15 protein-coding genes are annotated in these 16,595 nt (G+C 67.4%); 7 read left to right on the forward strand and 8 right to left on the reverse strand.

What is annotated here, in order from left to right:
* Nucleotides 1-29 precede the first annotated feature (29 nt).
* Nucleotides 30-485, reverse strand: coding sequence for a winged helix-turn-helix transcriptional regulator (locus AB5J62_RS10425; protein WP_370947984.1), 456 nt, complete (start codon nt 483-485; stop codon nt 30-32).
* Nucleotides 486-562: 77 nt separating this feature from the next.
* Between AB5J62_RS10425 and AB5J62_RS10430 the strand changes: the two genes are divergently transcribed.
* The 7 genes from AB5J62_RS10430 to AB5J62_RS10460 all read left to right on the forward strand — a co-directional run bounded on the left by AB5J62_RS10430 (nt 563) and on the right by AB5J62_RS10460 (nt 8,008).
* Nucleotides 563-1,747, forward strand: coding sequence for an MFS transporter (locus AB5J62_RS10430; protein WP_370947985.1), 1,185 nt, complete (start codon nt 563-565; stop codon nt 1,745-1,747).
* Nucleotides 1,707-2,546 (forward strand): alpha/beta fold hydrolase, encoded by an 840-nt coding sequence (locus AB5J62_RS10435; protein WP_370947986.1) that lies wholly within the window; start codon nt 1,707-1,709, stop codon nt 2,544-2,546. The genes AB5J62_RS10430 and AB5J62_RS10435 overlap by 41 nt, the downstream gene beginning before the upstream one ends.
* A 355-nt stretch (nt 2,547-2,901) precedes the next feature.
* A complete protein-coding gene (locus tag AB5J62_RS10440) occupies nt 2,902-3,417 on the forward strand; it encodes a PadR family transcriptional regulator (RefSeq protein WP_370947987.1) in 516 nt (171 codons plus the stop codon).
* Nucleotides 3,414-4,628, forward strand: a complete 1,215-nt coding sequence (locus tag AB5J62_RS10445; protein WP_370947988.1) for a cytochrome P450 — start codon at nt 3,414-3,416, stop codon at nt 4,626-4,628. The genes AB5J62_RS10440 and AB5J62_RS10445 overlap by 4 nt, the downstream gene beginning before the upstream one ends.
* Nucleotides 4,629-4,639: 11 nt before the next feature.
* Nucleotides 4,640-4,837 (forward strand): ferredoxin, encoded by a 198-nt coding sequence (locus AB5J62_RS10450; RefSeq protein ID WP_370947989.1) that lies wholly within the window; start codon nt 4,640-4,642, stop codon nt 4,835-4,837.
* A gap of 152 nt (nt 4,838-4,989) precedes the next feature.
* Nucleotides 4,990-6,393, forward strand: a complete 1,404-nt coding sequence (locus tag AB5J62_RS10455; RefSeq protein WP_370947990.1) for an NAD(P)-binding protein — start codon at nt 4,990-4,992, stop codon at nt 6,391-6,393.
* 43 nt (nt 6,394-6,436) lie between these two features.
* Nucleotides 6,437-8,008, forward strand: a complete 1,572-nt coding sequence (locus AB5J62_RS10460) for a Na+/H+ antiporter (protein WP_370947992.1) — start codon at nt 6,437-6,439, stop codon at nt 8,006-8,008.
* Nucleotides 8,009-8,452: 444 nt separating this feature from the next.
* On the opposite strand, the gene AB5J62_RS10465 is transcribed toward AB5J62_RS10460, so the two are convergent.
* From AB5J62_RS10465 to AB5J62_RS10495, 7 genes are all read right to left on the reverse strand, one after another.
* Entirely contained in the window at nt 8,453-8,833 is a 381-nt protein-coding gene (locus tag AB5J62_RS10465; RefSeq protein ID WP_370947994.1) for a transposase, read from the reverse strand.
* Entirely contained in the window at nt 8,833-9,060 is a 228-nt protein-coding gene (locus tag AB5J62_RS10470; protein ID WP_370947995.1) for a hypothetical protein, read from the reverse strand. The genes AB5J62_RS10465 and AB5J62_RS10470 overlap by 1 nt, the downstream gene beginning before the upstream one ends.
* Before the next feature lie 140 nt (nt 9,061-9,200).
* On the reverse strand, nt 9,201-10,433 hold the full coding sequence (locus AB5J62_RS10475) for an IS256 family transposase (protein WP_370950226.1): 1,233 nt from the start codon (nt 10,431-10,433) through the stop codon (nt 9,201-9,203).
* A gap of 47 nt (nt 10,434-10,480) precedes the next feature.
* On the reverse strand, nt 10,481-11,482 hold the full coding sequence (locus AB5J62_RS10480; protein WP_370947996.1) for a transposase: 1,002 nt from the start codon (nt 11,480-11,482) through the stop codon (nt 10,481-10,483).
* Nucleotides 11,483-11,669: 187 nt separating this feature from the next.
* Entirely contained in the window at nt 11,670-13,142 is a 1,473-nt protein-coding gene (locus AB5J62_RS10485; RefSeq protein ID WP_370947997.1) for a purple acid phosphatase family protein, read from the reverse strand.
* A 22-nt stretch (nt 13,143-13,164) separates the two neighbouring features.
* Nucleotides 13,165-14,694 carry a purple acid phosphatase family protein gene (locus AB5J62_RS10490; RefSeq protein WP_370947998.1) on the reverse strand — a complete coding sequence of 510 codons (1,530 nt, stop codon included), beginning with the start codon at nt 14,692-14,694 and terminating at the stop codon, nt 13,165-13,167.
* Nucleotides 14,695-14,872: 178 nt separating this feature from the next.
* Nucleotides 14,873-16,477, reverse strand: a complete 1,605-nt coding sequence (locus AB5J62_RS10495; protein WP_370947999.1) for an alpha/beta fold hydrolase — start codon at nt 16,475-16,477, stop codon at nt 14,873-14,875.
* Between the last annotated feature and the right edge of the window lie 118 nt (nt 16,478-16,595).

Here is a 16,595-nt window from a genome sequence, read left to right on the forward strand (position 1 = left end):
CGCGAGGGGGCGCTTGGTCGGCGGCGGCCCTAACCGGTGGCGGTCCGCATCTCGATGACGGTGTCCTCCTGGCTGAGCAGCCTGCCGTCAGCGGAGCGGACCTCCACCTTGGCCACCGGTTCGCGGTGGTCCCGGTCGACGAGCCGGGCTCGGGTCTCCTCGGGGTCGAAGAAGAATTCGTCACCCCACTGCCGCAAGGCGACGAGCACCGGGAACAGGCCGAGACCCTTCTCGGTCAGCAGGTAGTCGTGATGCCTGCTCCCGTCCTCGGCCGGGACCGTCCGCAATATCCCGTGTGACACCAGGCTTTGCAGCCGGGTGGACAGGATGTTCTTGGCCAGCCCCAGGCTTTTCTGGAACTGGCCGAAGCGGCGCAGCCCGTCGAACGCGTCGCGGATGATCAGCAGCGACCAGCCGTCGCCGATCACGTCCAGCGGCCGCGCGACCGCGCAGGTCGCGTTCTCGTGACTGGTGCGTTTGACCATGCGCCGTCCCTTGGTTGCATCTTGAAACCGTGACCTGTTACGGTCCGATGGTAGCAAGATGCAACCAAGGGGGCGCGGTGTTCTCGTCGAAAGCGGCACTGCCGTTCGCCGCGGCGGCGGGCTTGGCCGTGGCCAACGTGTACTACGCGCCGCCGTTGCTCCAAGACATGGCCGCTGACCTGGGGATGGCGCACTCGACGGTCGGCGTCGTCACGACGGCGACCCAGGTCGGCTACGGGCTCGGCCTGGTGTTCGTGGCCCCGCTCGGCGACCGGCTGGACCGCAGACGGCTCGTCGGCGCGCAATCGGCGTTGTCCTCGCTCGCGCTGATCGCCGTCGCGCTCGCCCCGGCCGTTCCGGCGCTGCTCGCTGCTTTGGCTGTCGTCGGCGTGCTCGCCGTGCTGGCCCAAGTGCTCGTCGCCTACGCGGCCATCCTCGCGGACCCGGCCGACCGGGGCCGCATCGTCGGTGTGGTGACCAGCGGAATCGTCATCGGCATCCTGCTCACCCGCACGGTGGCGGGCGTGCTCGCCGACCTGGCTGGCTGGCGCTCGGTCTACCTGGTGTCCGCCGCCGCGACGCTGGCGATGGGGTTGCTGCTGTATCGGACCTTGCCGCGTTCGGCGCCGCGCCGGATTCCATATCCGAGCCTGGTCGCGTCGACGTTCCGGCTGTTCGCCGAGGTGCCGATGCTGCGGATCCGCGCGACGCTGGCGTTGCTCCTCTTCATGGCGCTCAACGTGCTGCTCGCGCCGCTGGCGTTGCCACTGTCCGCGCCCCCGTTTTCCTTGTCCACCACCGAGATCGGGCTTTTCGGCCTGGCAGGCGCCGCCGGTGCGCTCGGCGCGGCCCGCGCGGGCAGGCACGCGGACCGCGCGCAGCGGACGACCCGCGCCGGGCTGCTGATCATGCTGGTGTCCTGGTTGCCGATCGCGTTGCTGCCGACGTCGATCTGGCTGCTCGCCATGGGCGTGCTCGCGTTCGACTTCGGCCTGCAGTCGGTGCACGTCGCGAACCAGAGCCTGATCTATCGCGTGCGCCCGGACGCGCAGAGCAGGCTCACGGCCGCTTACATGTTGTGCTATTCCCTCGGTTCCGCCGCCGGCGCGATCGCGTCCACCCTCGTCCACGCCATCGCGGGCTGGACCGGGGTGTCCGCGCTCGGCGCCGCGGTGACCCTCACCGCCCTGCTGTTCTGGGCCGCCACCAAGGAGAAATCCCATGATGATCGAAATCGACGGCCTGCCGATCTTCTACCGTGAAGCAGGCGAACGCGGAAAACCGGTTTTGCTGCTCCTGCACGGGTTTCCGGCGTCGTCGTACATGTTCCGCGACCTGATGCCGTTGCTCGCCGACGACTTTCACCTGATCGCACCGGATTATCCCGGCTTCGGCCACAGCGGCGCGCCCGCGGACTTCACGTACACCTTCGACAGCCTCGCCGAAGTCGTCGAGAAGTTCACCGCGCGGCTGGGACTTGAGCGTTATGCCTTGTACATGCAGGATTTCGGCGGCCCGGTCGGCTTCCGGCTGGCGGCCAAGCACCCGGACCGGATCTCGTTCCTGGTCGTGCAGAACGCCAACGCCTACGAGGAAGGGCTGCCCGACAGCTTCTGGGCGACACCGCGACGGCTGTGGGCCGACCCGACGCCCGCCAATCGCCTCGCGTTCGCCGAAGTGGCGATGTCGGACCAGGCGCTGGAGTGGAACTACACGCACGGCACCGCGGACCCGTCGGCCATCAGCCCGCACAGCTGGGTGCTGCAGCGCGCGCTCCTCAATCGGCCCGGCGCCAAGGAGATCATGCTCGACCTGCTGGTCGACTACCGCACGAACCCCGAGCGGTACGCGGAATGGCACGAGTACTTCCGCACCTCGCAGCCGCCGACGCTGATCGTCTGGGGCCGCAACGACGAGATCTTCCCCGAGTCCGGCGCGCACCCGTACACGCGGGACCTGGTGAACGTCGACCTGCACCTGCTCGACACCGGCCACTTCGCGCTCGAAGACCACGCCGAGGTCATCGCCGCCCACATTCGCCGCTTCGGCCTGGAGGCGTGACCACCTCGGTCAGCGCATGGGTGAAGGTTGCAGCGTGAACGCCACGTTCACAACGCTGAGCTTTGTGAACGCCTCGTTCACTCCTTCAGTTCAGCCCGAGAAGGCAAATAAAAGCGATATTTAGGACATTACGGCGCGACTGGAGGGCTGCGGGCAAGTTGATCTTCGTGAGATCCGAGTTTGGGTCACTGGATGGCCCAAACTCGGATCTCGCGTGTCTGCGCCGCCTACCTGCCAAATCTTGGCCCTCGGTGCCGTGAACGCCACGTTCGCAACCTTGACGGAAAGGGACTTTCCCACCAAAAGTGACTGAGCGTTGTTGCAACGTCACTGGTGACTAGGTTACGGTGACCTAGTGTGGATCGAGATCGTGTTGCTGGCACGGCTGGCCAAAGAACCCATGCACGGCTATGAGCTGCGCAAAGAGGTCGAAGCGTCGACCGGGCGCACGCTCTCGAACAACTCGCTGTACCCGACGCTGCGGCGGTTCGTCGATGCCGGCGCGGTCACCAGGACCGCGGTCGAGCCGGAGACGAAGCCGGCGCGGCACGTGTACGAGATCACCGAGGTCGGGCAGGAGCTGCTGCGCGACATGCTCGCCGACTTTCCCGAAGAGCTGGCGCTCAACGAGCCGGAATTCCTTGCCAGGGTGGGGAATTTCAGCAGGCTGAGCGGCGGCGAGCGGCTCGCTGTGCTGGACACGCGTGATCGGGCCATCGCGGCCGAGCGGGATCGGCTGACCGCGCTGGCCGCCGCGCAGGCCGACGCGTGGACCCGCGTCGTGCTCGGCGAGGTCGGCCGCAGGCTCACCGAAGAACGAGCGTGGCTGGCCACGCTGCGCTCGCAGGCGAACGTCGAGGAGAACCGATGACCACCACCGAAGCCCCGCACCTACCCTTCGACCGTCGGAACGCGCTGGAGATCGCGCCGCTGTTCGCCAAGCTCCGTGACCGGGGCCCACTGTCCAAAGTGGTCACCCCGGCCGGTGATCTCGCCTGGCTGGTGACTTCGTACGAACACGCTCGCGAAGTGTTCCGTGACAACAGGTTCGGCCGGTCGCACCCGGAGCCGGACACCGCGCCGCGTATCTCTGACGCGGCGCTGTTGAGCGGGCCGACCGGTGAGTTCGACCATGAGGAGCGTGACCACAAGCGGCTGCGGCGGATGCTGGCGCCCGCGTTCTCGGCGCCGCGCATGCGGGCGCTGGGTGACCACATCAACGAGCTCACCGAAAGCTGTCTCGACGACATGCGGGCCGCGCAGGACGCGAACCCCGGTGAGCCCATCGATCTGACGCCGCTGCTCGCGTTTCCCTTGCCGGTCATGGTGATCTGCGAGCTGCTCGGTGTCCCGTTCGAGGACCGCGACTACTTCGGCAGCCTGTCCGAGCGCATCTCGATCCTCGACGGCGGCACCGACGGCGAGACGGCGATGGAGGAGTTCAAGGCGTACACGCTCGCGCTCGCCGAGAAGAAACGCGAGGACCCGCAGCCCGACGTCATCTCCGACATGGTCGCGGTGCAGGCCGAGGACCCCACGTTCACCGACGACGACCTCGCGCGGCAGGCCGCGGGCCTGCTGTTCGCGGGCCACGAGACCACGTCGACGCGGATCGCGCTCGGCACGATGTTCCTGCTCAGCGACCTCGAGCGGCGCGACCGGTTCGTGGCCGACCCCGAAGGCCAGGTCCAGCAGACGGTCGAGGAGATCCTGCGCCTGTCGGCGACCAGCGCGACCGGCGGGCTGCTGCGCTACGCCCGTGAGGACGTCGAGATCGCGGGCGTGCGCATCGCGCGTGGCGAAGCGGTGCTGGTCTCCAGCGACGCGGCCAACCGCGACGCCTCGGTCTTCGCCGACCCCGACGAGTTCGACCCCACCCGCGCGCCGAACGTCCACATCGCGTTCGGGCACGGCGCGCATGTCTGCATCGGCGCGAACCTGGCCCGCACGGAGCTGCGGACGGTGTTCCCTGCGCTGTTCCGCCGGTTCCCCCGGATGCGTCTCGCGGTCGGCATCGACGAGATCGTCGTGCGCAACGACAAGATCGCGGGCGGGGTCCGCAGCGTGCCTGTTTTCCTGTGAAGGGACGGAATATGAAGGTCACCGCCGACACCGGCAAGTGTGTCTCATCAGGACAGTGCGTGCTGACGGCTCCCGACGTCTTCGACCAGCGCGAGGAGGACGGGCTCGTCGTCGTCATCGACGCCGAGCCGCCGCCCGCGCAGCACGCGCTGGTCAGGGAGAGCGAGCTCCAGTGCCCGGTCGCGGCCATCCGCCTGCTCGACGCCTGAGAACCCGGGATAAAGCCCGCTAAACTCCCGGGGATAAAGCAGGCTTTATCCCCGGGAGTAAAGCCCGCTTTATCCCGGGTCTGGGTTCACGGTGCGTCATCACCCTGGTGGCCGGTCGACGGGTGCCGGTGCCACGGGCAGGGTTGGGCGTCATGGATTTCTCGGCGCCGGTGTGCGTGGTGGGTGGTGGGCAGAGCGGCATTCTCGTCGCGGCCAAGCTGCGGGAACTCGGCTATCGGGACATCGACATCCTCGAAGCGGGCGCGCGGCTTGGCGGCTACAGCGAAACCGTCACCGTCGACGGGCAGGTCTACGACTTCCAAGCCCACTTGATCGGGCAGCAGGACTTCGGGCCGGACATGGCGGGCACGGCCGTCGAGGAGCTGACGAGCAGGCATCCGGTCGAGCTGCAGAGCGAGGCGTTGTACTTCGTCTCGCGGTCCGATTCGGGCAAGCCGATGGTCGCCGTACCGCCGCATTTCGTGCCGCTGCTGCGGACTTTGACGCCGATCCAGGCGGTCGATCAGCTCGCCGACGCGTGGACGATCATCGAGCAGGCGGTCCGGGAGCGGCGTGGCCCCGGCTTGGGCGGCCTGGCGTTCGACGGGACCGCCGAGACCTGGGAGACCTACCGCGCACGGCACGCACCGCTGGTCGGCGAGATCCTGCAAGGCATCGCGCTCTACGCCAACATGCGCAGGCCGCGTCAGCCGGCCGCGACCGTGATCAACATCAACGCGCACATCTCCGGCCACGTGTCGCAGCTGGCGAAACTGCTGCTCGCCGTCTTTCCCGCCGACCGGCAGGCGATGCTCGACCGGATGCCGCCGTCGCTGCGCGCGCAGATCGACTCCCGAAGACCCATCGCCCGCAGCTTCCCGAGCGGGTTCATCAGCTTCCTGCGGCGCATCGTCGACGACCACGGACTGACCGTCACGACCGGCGCCCGGGTGACTCGGGTGGACGGGCGGCGCGTCACGTGGCAGTCCGCTGGCGTCGAGCACAGCAAGACCTACGAGAGCGTGATCGTGACAGCGCGGCCGTCACAGCTCCGGGAGTTCCTCGACGGGGACCTGTTCTCGGAGAAGAACTGCCCGCGCACCTGGACCCGCAGTTACCTCGTCCGCGTCCACGAGGAACTCATCGAATTCCCCAAAGACCGGCTCGGGTTCTGGGTGATCGACCCGTACGGCAGCTACACCGACACCGACCCGGAGCAGGCGCTGCACCGCGTCACCGCGGTCAACAAGCAGCACGCCGGCCCGTATTGGGTCTGCTTCAGCAATTCGGACCTTTCGGTCTCCGACGAGCAGGCTTGGGCGCTCGCCAAGGAGAGCCTGTTCCTCTTCCGCGACCCGGAACTCGTCGCCGAGACCATCGCCGAATGGCCCGCCTACCCGAGCGCGGCCGCGCTGCGCGACGGCTGGTTCGACGAGGTCACCGCGGCCCAGGGCCGCGACGGCGTCTACTTCGTCGGCGAGATCCTGTCCGGTCCGACGCTCGAATGCATCAGCGAGTTCGTCCGAACTGTGATCCCGGAATGGTTCGCCCGCTGAGGTAAATTCTCCTGCGCATTCGTCCGTCGCATGAGGAGGCGCCGTGTTCGGCCTCGAGATCGTCGTGGTGCTCGGGGTGGCGATCCTGCTGGGCAGCGCCGTCGCGGCCAGGCTGCGCGTCACCCCGCCGGTACTGCTGCTCGTCGTCGGCATCCTGCTCGGCTTCGTCCCGGCGCTGCGCCAGGCCAGCCTGCCGCCGGAGACGATGCTGCTGCTGTTCCTGCCCGCGCTGCTGTACTGGGAAAGCCTGACCACCTCGCTGCGCGAAATCCGCAACAACCTGCGGGTCATCGTGCTGGCGAGCACCGCGCTCGTCATCGCGACGGCAGCCGTGGTGGCGGTGGCCGCGCACGAACTCGGCCTCGGCTGGGGACCGGCGTGGGTGCTCGGCGCGGCGCTCGCGCCGACCGACGCCACCGCGGTCGGCGTCATCGCGCGGGCGCTGCCCCGCCGCATGGTGACGACGCTGCGAGCGGAAAGCCTGGTCAACGACGGGACGGCGCTGGTCATCTACGGCCTCGCGGTCGGCGTCACGACCGGCGAGCAGGTCGCGACGTCCGGCAGCGTGGCGCTGCTGTCCGCGATCGCCTACCTGGGCGGCGCGGCGGCGGGCCTGCTCGTGGCCTGGCTCGCGGTCCGGACGAGGCGGCTGCTCGACAACCCGCTGCACGAGAACCTGGTCAGCCTGCTCACCCCGTTCGCCGCTTTCCTGTGCGCCGAGGTGCTGCACGCGTCCGGCGTGCTCGCGGTCGTGGTCTGCGGGCTGACACTGAGCCAGGTCGGCCCGCGCATCGTCCGCGCGGACACCCGGCGCCAGAGCGAGGCGTTCTGGAGCCTGTCGACCTTCGTGCTCAACGGGGCGCTGTTCGTCCTCATCGGACTGCAGGCGCACGCGGTCGTGCGCGGGCTGACCACGCCGGTGCCGATCGCGCTCGGCATGGTCGGCGTGATCTCGGCCGTGGTCATCGGCAGCCGGTTCGTCTGGACGTTCACCACGCCTTACCTCATCCGCGCGGTCGACCGCCGCCCGCAGCAACGGCTGCGCCGCGTCGGCCCCCGGCCGAGGGTGCTCAGCGCGTCGGCCGGGTTCCGCGGCGCGGTGTCACTGGCGGCCGCGCTCGCCGTGCCGGAGACGATGGCCGACGGCAGGCCGTTCCCCGACCGCGACACGATCATCTTCGTCACCGCGGGCGTCGTCGTGGTCACCCTGGTGGTGCAGGGCCTCGTACTGCCGTCCGTGGTGCGCTGGGCCCGGCTGGAGCCGGACACCGCTGTCGACGAGGAACGCGCGCTCGCCGCCCGCATCGCGGCCGAGGAGGCGATGGCCGCGATGCCCGGCATCGCCGGCCGCCTCGGCACCGCCGACGCGGTGCTCGCCCGCACCGTGGCCGAGTACCGGGCGCACCTCCAGTCGTCGGACGCCGACGAGGACCTGGCCGTTCACCGCGCCGAAGCAGAATACGCGGCGCTGCGCCTGGAATTGCTGGCGCACAAACGAGCCACGATCATCCGGCTGCGCGATGAACGCCGGATCGACGACACTGTCCTGCGCCAGATCCAGTCCAAACTGGACATCGAGGAGGTCCGGCTGTCCCGCCGCGAAGTCGCCGAGTAGCCGGGGTCGTGAGTGTTTAGACCGGTTAGAACCGGCCGTACCACTCACGACCCCTTCGGGCTGTCTCGTCCGGGGCAGGGTCGTGGTCGGGCGTGGGTGAGGGCCTAGTTCGCTCGGATTCGTGGGGTGGGGCCTGGTTGGTCCGTATATGCGGGTGAGGGAGGCCCTGATCCGCTTGGTCCGGGTGGGGGAGGCCCTCACCCGGCGGATCCGAGCGTGAATGAAGGCTCTCCTTTATTCCTGGGCCTAGTGCCTGGGTGAGTGCGGTTTGCGTCGTTGAACGCCGCGAACCGCACTCACCCGCCTCGAACGACCCCTGCAGCTGGTCAAGCGGGTTGACTGTGCGGGTTTTGAGTCGTTCAGAGCCTGTTGCTTTTTGCTGTTGTGGTGTCTTCGGCATCGTCCGGTCTCTGGCTTGGCCGCCGGGCCGGGCCGGGGTGGGGTTCAGGTGGTGCGGATCTGGGCGGTGGTGATGCCCTTGGTCCAGAGTTTGAGCAGGTTGGTGACTGCGGCGGCGAGGGAGAGTTCGGCTTGGGCGGCGGTGAGTCCTCGGCGGGCGAAGCGGGTGAGCCCGCGGCGGTCTTTGAGCCAGGCGTTGGGTGCTTCGATCATCGCGCCGCGTCGTCGGTAGAGGGTCACGCCTTCTGCGGTGCGTAGCCGGTGGTTCATCTTCTCCCGCGCGGTGGCGTTCTTGGGTGGGTCGCCGGTGGCCGGGTCGGTGGCGGCTCGAGTGTTCACGGTGCGGCCTTTGGCATCGGCGATGAGACGGTCCGGGCCCGCGGTCTCAAGGTTGGCGGTCGAGTCGTAGCCGGCGTCGCCGATCATCACGCCGACGGTGAGGTCACCGCGGCCGGTGCGCCGGGCAGCTTCCCGGCGGTGGCGAGGACATCATCGGCGGTGGGCACGAACTGGTCGAGGTCGTTGGTGTCCTGGGTGGCGCGGGCGGACACGAGGAATTCGTCGTCGCTGACCGCGGTCTGGCAGTTGTAGCCCTGGACCCAGCCGTTGCGGGTCTTGAGCAGCCGTGATTGCGGGTCGGTCGTGTTCGCCACGAACTTGTCGGTCTGCGTCTGGGATTTCGCGGTGGCGGCGGCCTGTTCAGCGCGGGAGAGCGCGGCCTCATAGGCGGCGCGGGCGAGCCTGTCACGATTTCTGTGTAAGTCAGAGGTGATTACTTACGTTTTTCAGATTATCAGAAAGGCAGCCTTCCTGGGAAGAGGCGGGCTAGCGTGTTGAGTGCAACTTTCCAGCCATGCGTTCCCGTTCCGGATGTTCCGCCGCGTTGACTGGAAATGTTGCGAAGTCCGAGGTAGAGAAGTTTCATGGCTGCGTCTTTGTCGGGGAAGTGTCCGCGGTTCTTGGTGATTTTGCGGAGTTGGAAGTTGATGGATTCGATAGCATTGGTGGTGTAGACGATTTTGCGGAGTTCCGGCGGGTAGTCAAGGAACGGGATGAGGTCATTCCAGGCGTTATGCCACACGTCGATGGCTCCTGGATATTGTTGCCCCCATTTCTTGTCGAATTCGGCCAGGGCGAGTTCGGCGCCTTCGACGGTGGGGGCGCAGTAGATCTCGCGCATCGATGTGGCGATCTTTTTGCGGTCGTTGTAGGACACGAATTTCGAGGCGTTGCGGATGACGTGGACCACGCAGGTCTGCACGACCGTGTCAGGAAAGATCACTTTGATCGCGTCGGGAAGACCGGTCAGGCCGTCGCAGCAGGCGATGAGGATGTCTTTGACGCCACGGTTGCGCAGGTCGGTGACGACCTTCTGCCAGAACTTCGCGGCCTCGGTGTCCTGGATCCAGCAGCCGAGAGCGTGCTTGCGGCCGTCCACGTCGACGCCGATGGCCAGGTAGGCGACTTTGGTGGTCACCACGCCGTTGTCTTTGACGCGGATCCGGATTCCATCCACATACAGGATCGGATACACCTCGTCGAGCGGACGTGATTGCCACGCTTTGATCTCGTCGACCACGACATCGGTCACGTTCGATATCAATTCCCGGGAGGCATTCACGCCATAAACTTCCAGCAAATGCGCTTCGATGTCGCGGGTGGTCATGCCCCGGGAGTACAGTGACAGGATCATGTCGTCGATGTTGCCGATCCGACGAGATCGCTTCGGCACGATCGCGGGTTCAAAAGACCCGTTCCGGTCACGCGGAACCTCGATATCGACCGGACCGTTCATCGTCGACACCGTCTTGGTCGACTTCCCATTTCGGGAATTGCCGGAACCGTGACCGGAGGGGTCGCCGGCGTCATAGCCTAAATGGTCGGTCATCTCGGCCTGCAGCGCCCGCTCGAGGACCGCTTTGGTCATTTGATTCAGCAAGCCGTTGACGCCGTCGATCGGCGTTCCGGCCGCTTTGGCGTCCTTCAGCAGCGCGTCGATCGTCTCCGGCGAGAACGTCTCCGCCAGCTGCCGCGCCGCCGCCTCGTCACTGCGACGAGGCGATGTGTTCTGCGTCACTCGGTGTCCCTTCCGACCGCCCACCAGGCCGGTCGATCTTGGTACACCCCCGACCTACACAGTTGGCGTGACACGCCCGCGCGGGCCCGCCGGACCCTGCTGTGATCCTCCGGCGGCACCGCTGCTTTCCCCGACGGGCGGCGCCCGCCGCCGGATCGCATCTGGGCGTGCCAGGCCTCCCAGCGGGACACCGCTGTGGCTCGCTCCCGGTCCAGGCGTGCTCGGGCCACCGCGACCCGGTCCGCGCCTCGCGGCGGGGCCCCGCCACGGGTGAGGCCGGCGGCGACCGCGGCGTCATAGGCCCGCGCGATCTCAGCCCGCCCCTCGCCGGCCTGCTCGGCCGCGTCGCGACGGGACTGGATCTGCTCCAGCGCGGCCGTGATCCGTTCACCGCGACGGGTGCGGTCACGCAGGTCCGGTGGTGGTTCGTCGCCGCGCCGGTCGGCGCCGAAGCGGGCGTCGTCGGCCGCGTCGGTCTGCGCGGTCTCCTCAACGAACTTCTCGGCCAGTTTCCGCAGGTGAGCCTCGGTGCGGTTGGCGTCCTTACTCGCGTTGGCGGCGATCTTGGTGCCGTCGAACGCGACCACCCCCAGCGACACCATCCCCAGTTCGGCGGCCAGCACCAGCGACTCGGTCAGCAGATCCGTCAGCGCCGCCTCGTGACGCTGGCGGAACCGGGCCAGCACCGTGTGATCCGGGATGTCCTGCGCGCAGATGATCCGGAACGCCACATCGGTCAGGCACAACCGCTCGATCCGCCGCGACGAGGACACCCCATGCGCCATCGCATACACGAACAACGTCAGCAGCATCTCCGGGTCATACCCACGCCGCCCGACCCCACCACGCTTCGCCGTCGCGTGAAACGCCGACGTGTCCAGCCGCCCCACCACCGCGATCACGAACCACACCAGATGATCATCCGGCAACCAGTCCGCCATCGACGGCGGCAACAGAAACTCCTGCTCACGATCAACCGGCCGATAATCCCTTGCCACACAACAATTATCCCAAGTTGCCACACGTGCAACAAGATCATCAAGCCATGTCGAGCCAGTTCAAAAAGCAACAGGCTCTTCAACGACGCATTTCCCACACAGCCACCCCGGCCACAGCCGAGCACACCAGACGCGCCACCTTTGACCTTCCGCCCATTAGAACCGGCCGTACCACTCACGACCATGGTCAGGCGCGCTTGATGGTCACCTCGTCCACCTGGACGCCGTCGTCGGCGAACGCGCGCACCTTCAGCTGCGCGGCCGCGCCGTTCGCGGCCGGGGTGACGTCGACCGCGACCAGGCCGTAGCCGCGGTAGCGCACCCGTGACCAGGTCACCTTCGTTTCGGTGTACGAGGTGCTGCCCTTCTTGAAGCACTTCATCGACGTCGAGCTGACGCTGGTCTCGTTGTCCAGATAGGACTCGGCGATCTTCTTGAAGAACGTGTCGAGGCTCTGCCCGCCGCCGCCGGCCGTGATGTAGGTGGTCCCGTCCGCGGCGGAGTTGACCGTTCCGCGCGGCTTCACCTGCTTCGTGGACTTGCCCGCGCGGATCGGGTCTGTGCGCTCGTACAACCGGTTGTGCGCGTTGAGCACCAGGTCCACTTTGTACTTGTCGAACAGCGGTGCCCACTTCTGCTGGGCGAGTGTCTCGGCGCCGCCCGCGTCGGCCGTGGTGTAGACGGCCTGGTGGCAGTAGACGACGATGAAGTCGATCGTCGGGTCGGCGCGGAACTTGCTCAGCTGGCTGTCGAGCCAGCTGAGCTGCTTGCCCGCGCTGTAGTCGAGGTTGCCGGTGTTGCGGTAGCAGATGTCGTTGCCGTCCAAGCTCAGCAGGCCGACGTTCTGGTACCGCCACGAGTAGACGCCGGTCGAGCCACTCCAAGCGTTGTCGGGCATGGAGAAGCGGGCTTTGACGCCGCCGTAACCGTTGCCGGAGTACCAATCCTCCATTTCGCGGTTCCCGAGCGAGATCATCCACGGGATGCCCGCGGCGACGATCTCGTTCTGTACGAAGAAGGAATCCCAGATCCGGGCGTCGTACCTGTCCTTCGACGTGTGTGCGCCCTCGTTGCCGGGGTCGCCCTCGTAGATGGCGTAACTCAGGTTGCCCAACGCGAGATTGAAGGCGGGCGCGAGGTCCGAGATCATGCTGTTGAGCCTGCGCGCGTTGTAGCCGACGCCTTGGTCACCGAAGGCGGTGAATGAGAACGGGCGGTTGCCGCCCGCGGTGCGGAAACTGGCGATCTCGTCGGTGCGGCCGGTCGCGGTCGGGTCGTAGGCCTGGTGGCCGACCACGTAGTAGTACGTGGTGTCCGGCGTCAGGTTGTCGAGCTTGACGTGCAGGAAGTACTGGGTCGTCGTCGGGGTGTGCGGCGGGAAGTCGTGGTCCGGCTTCTGCCACGAGAGCTGGCTTTCGAGCGTGCGTACCTCGGCGGCGATGGGCTGGCCGAAGTTGCCTGGCGTGGTCGAGATGCGGACGTACGGGCCGGTGACCTTCGTCAGCTCCTGCCAGGAGATCACGACCTGCTTGGCCGGGTCGGCACCGTAGGCGAGGTGACGGCCGAGCGGGCGCAGCGTCGAGCCGGCGGGTGCGGCCTCGGTGGCGCGTAGTGAGCCGAACCGGAACAGGTTCCGTCGCGAGTATGCGGTCTGAGACATGGGCTGCCTTCTCGATCGGGGTTCAGCTACGGCGGATGGTGATCTCGTCGACCAGCGTGCCGGTCTCGGTGAGCGCGCGGACCTTCAGCAGTGCGGGCGTGCCGTTCGACGGCGGCACCACGTCGACCGAGACGAGGCTGTAGCCGCGATAGCGCACGCGCGACCAGGTGACGGTGACCTTCTGCGTCTCGCCCTCCTCGGTGTCGAACCGCATCTTGGCCGAGACGTCCTTGACGTTGCCGATGTAACTTTCCGCCACGCCGTCCACAATGGAGCTGATGCCCTCGCCGCCACCACCCGCGGTGATGTAGGTGATGCCGTCCTTGACGGAGTTGACGGTGCCCGACGACGGCACCTTCTTGGTGCCCTTGCCCGCGCGGATCGGGTCGGTCCGCTCGTAGAGGTGGTTGTGGCCGTTGAGTACCAGGTCCACTTTGTACTTGTCGAACAGCGGCGCCCACTTCTCCTGCGCCCCGAGCTCCGCGCCGTTCGCGTCGGAGGTCGAGTAGGTGCATTGGTGGCAGTACACGACGATGAACTCGACCGTCGGGTCGGCGCGGAACTTGGCCAGCTGCGAGCCGAGCCAGGCGAGCTGCTTGCCCTCCGTGTAGTCCAAATTGGACTGGCTGTTGTAGCAGACGTCGTTGCCGTCCAGGCTGAGGAAAGCGACGTTCTGGTAGCGCCACGAGTAGATGCAGGTGGAGCCGTCCCATGCGTTGTCCGGCATGCTGAAGCGGGCACGCATGCCGCCGTAGCCGTTGTAGGGATACCAGCCTTCCATCTCGTGGTTGCCGAGCGCGACCATCCACGGGATGCCCGAGGCGACGATTTCGTTCTGGGAGAAGAAGGAATCCCACTTGCGGGCGTCGTAGACGTCCTCTTCGGGATGCCCGCCCTCGCCGTTCAGCGCGTAGCTGAGGTCGCCCATGCCGAGGTGGAAGGCGGGCGCGAGGTCGGCGATCAGGCTGTTGGTCGCGACGGCGTTGTAGCCGACGCCCTGGTCACCGAAGGCGGTGAACGAGAACGCGCCGGTGGCGCCCGCGGCGCCTGCCGTGCGGAAGGTGGCGATCTCGCCGATCCGCCCGCTGGTGGTCGGGTCGTAACCCTGGTGACCGACGACGTAGTAGTACGTGGTGTTGGGCAGCAGATCGCCGAGCCGGACGTGCAGGTAGTACTGGGTGACGGATTTCGACAGGTGTGGCGAGAACGTGTGGTCCGGTTTCTGCCAGGCGAGCTGACTCTCCAGCGCCCGCACCTCCGCCGGGATGGCCTCGCCGAATTCCCCCGGCTTGGTGCCGAACCGCAGGAACGGCGCGGTCACCTTGCCCGGTGTCTGCCACGACACCACGACCTGGCGCGACGCGTCGGCACCGTAGGCGAGGTGCCTGCCGAACGGCCGCAGTGCCGAGCCTGCCGCCGTCTCGGAGTTGAGCAGCACCGTCGGGCCGACGGCCGGGCGCGGTGTCGCGGCCGCGGCCGCGCCGGGCAGCAGCACGCTCCCCGCGACGATCGTGCCCGCCTGGAGCACCGTTCGTCGCGAATGGCGTTTCATGAAGTGCTCGTACTGCTCGGCAAGGCGCGGTTGCCGTGCGGGGGATTGAGACCTGGGGCGCGGGGGAGTCTCAGACATATCCCGAAGTTAAGAAGGCTTCCTAACTATGTCAATGGGTGCGGATCAACGAGGTAATCGATTACACGAAATTCTGCAAGGTGAATTCGGTTACCCGTGTTCACTGTGAATATGTTTGCTTTATCAGCCCGATGATCTCGTCGCAGAGCAGATCGGGATCCGTTACGGGCACGTAATGTCCGGACCGTGGCGCGATGGCGTGATTGCCTTGTGGTGACTGGGCGGCGCGATGCGCGTGCGACGCGGTGGCCTGCGCTCGCATGCTCGCGGTCATGCCACCGCCGGTAAGCGCTCCCGAAACAACGGTGACCGGAATGTCCTTTATCGCCGGGGGATTTTCTCGCCATGTGGACAATTCATCCAGAAAAGTGCGCGCTTGCTCTCTCTGCGTGCGCACCACGCCCGGCGTGAATGCCTCTTGCTCCATATCGCGGCGGACGTCCGCCGGAAGACCGCGCAGCATTCCGCGGAGCAGGAATTTGAACAGACCCAGCCGCGCCAGCACGGCACCGGCCCCGATCGCCAGCCGTTCACCCCGCCGGAACCGCCTGCCGAAGAGCACCTCGGCGGCTTCGTCCGTCGGGTCGACGAGCACGAGGCCCGCGACCTGATCGGGTCGCGCGGCCGCGGCCAGCCGCACGATCGGCCCGCCCGCACTGTGTCCGACGAGGACGAACGGCCCCGGTCCGAAATGGTCGAGCAAGGTCACGAGATCGTCGGCCATCCGCCGAAGCGTTCGCCCGCCTGGATCGGGCGCGCTGCGGCCGAGTCCGGACCGGTCGTAGACGATCGCCCGCGCGGCCCGCGCGACGCCAGGCTGTACCAGCGCCCACGACGACCGGCTCGCGGCGGCACCCGCTTCGAAGACGACGGTCGGCCCCGCCTCGGGACCGGGCAACACCATGGCGTGCAGCCGCCTGCCGTCCGGCGTGTCCACCCACTCCGACGTGCCTTGCGTGTGTTGCACCGAGCGCAACGTCCCGGTCGCGCGCCCGTGATGCCAGTACGCCCGGCCCTGGATGTCCTGTTTCGCGAAGCCGAACGTGTCACGCAGCCGCGCCCGAACCTGCTTCAGCGTCTTGGTTTCCGTCGCCGCCCATGCGACCCAGCCTGTCCAGTCCCGCGGCTCGATCGCCGCGGCCAGCGAACCGGCGCCGTCGCGCGGCACCCATTTCGTGTTCAGCAGGGGATGCGTGTGGACCGGGATCAGCTCGTCGGCTTCGCTGTGCCGCTCGAGGTACAACTCGACGGGCACATCGGCGGGGACGACGTCGAGGATCGTGTTGATCGCGGGAAGTGACGCCGGATCGCCGATCAGCAGATAGCCGGCCACGCTCGTGGGCTCGAACTTGGACGAACCCAGCGTCATGACCGAGATCTTCATCCCGGGCTTCGCCGAGCGCGCCCACTGTGACGCGGGTCCCGCAGGCGAGTGCAGCACCACGTCGACGCTGAACGCGCCGCTCGCCGGATCGGCCTCGGTGATGGTGTACGCGCGCTGGTACTCGGTGTCGCCGCCGTCGGGATCGGGGAACCAGAAGCGCAGCCAGGCGGTCGGCTCCGCGGTCGCGTCGGCGAACAGGGTCGGCGAGGTGAACTGGATCCGCACGAACTGCGGCGTGATCAGTTCCGTGCCGACCACGGTCGCCTCGTGGTCGCGCGCCCCGAGCCCGCGCAGAACCGCGCCCTGAAATCCCCGTGCCATCACGCCAACCAAAGTAAGGCTACCCTAACCTCCTGTCAACCAGGGTTCCTTGGGGTCGTGAGTGGTTTGGCCGGTTAGAACCGGCCGTACCACTCACGACCCCAGGGGGTGGGCGGGC

Origin of the sequence: Amycolatopsis sp. cg5 (assembly GCF_041346955.1) — a bacterium.
Taxonomy (GTDB): domain Bacteria; phylum Actinomycetota; class Actinomycetes; order Mycobacteriales; family Pseudonocardiaceae; genus Amycolatopsis.

What these genes read in the sequence shown, in the direction of transcription:
- AB5J62_RS10425 (WP_370947984.1), bottom strand. Translation starts at nt 485, where the DNA reads ATGGTCAAACGCACCAGTCACGAGAACGCGACCTGCGCGGTCGCGCGG.
- AB5J62_RS10435 (WP_370947986.1), top strand. Translation starts at nt 1,707, where the DNA reads ATGATGATCGAAATCGACGGCCTGCCGATCTTCTACCGTGAAGCAGGC.
- AB5J62_RS10445 (WP_370947988.1), top strand. Translation starts at nt 3,414, where the DNA reads ATGACCACCACCGAAGCCCCGCACCTACCCTTCGACCGTCGGAACGCG.
- AB5J62_RS10450 (WP_370947989.1), top strand. Translation starts at nt 4,640, where the DNA reads ATGAAGGTCACCGCCGACACCGGCAAGTGTGTCTCATCAGGACAGTGC.
- AB5J62_RS10455 (WP_370947990.1), top strand. Translation starts at nt 4,990, where the DNA reads ATGGATTTCTCGGCGCCGGTGTGCGTGGTGGGTGGTGGGCAGAGCGGC.
- AB5J62_RS10465 (WP_370947994.1), bottom strand. Translation starts at nt 8,833, where the DNA reads ATGATCGGCGACGCCGGCTACGACTCGACCGCCAACCTTGAGACCGCG.
- AB5J62_RS10485 (WP_370947997.1), bottom strand. Translation starts at nt 13,142, where the DNA reads ATGTCTCAGACCGCATACTCGCGACGGAACCTGTTCCGGTTCGGCTCA.
- AB5J62_RS10490 (WP_370947998.1), bottom strand. Translation starts at nt 14,694, where the DNA reads ATGAAACGCCATTCGCGACGAACGGTGCTCCAGGCGGGCACGATCGTC.
- AB5J62_RS10495 (WP_370947999.1), bottom strand. Translation starts at nt 16,477, where the DNA reads ATGGCACGGGGATTTCAGGGCGCGGTTCTGCGCGGGCTCGGGGCGCGC.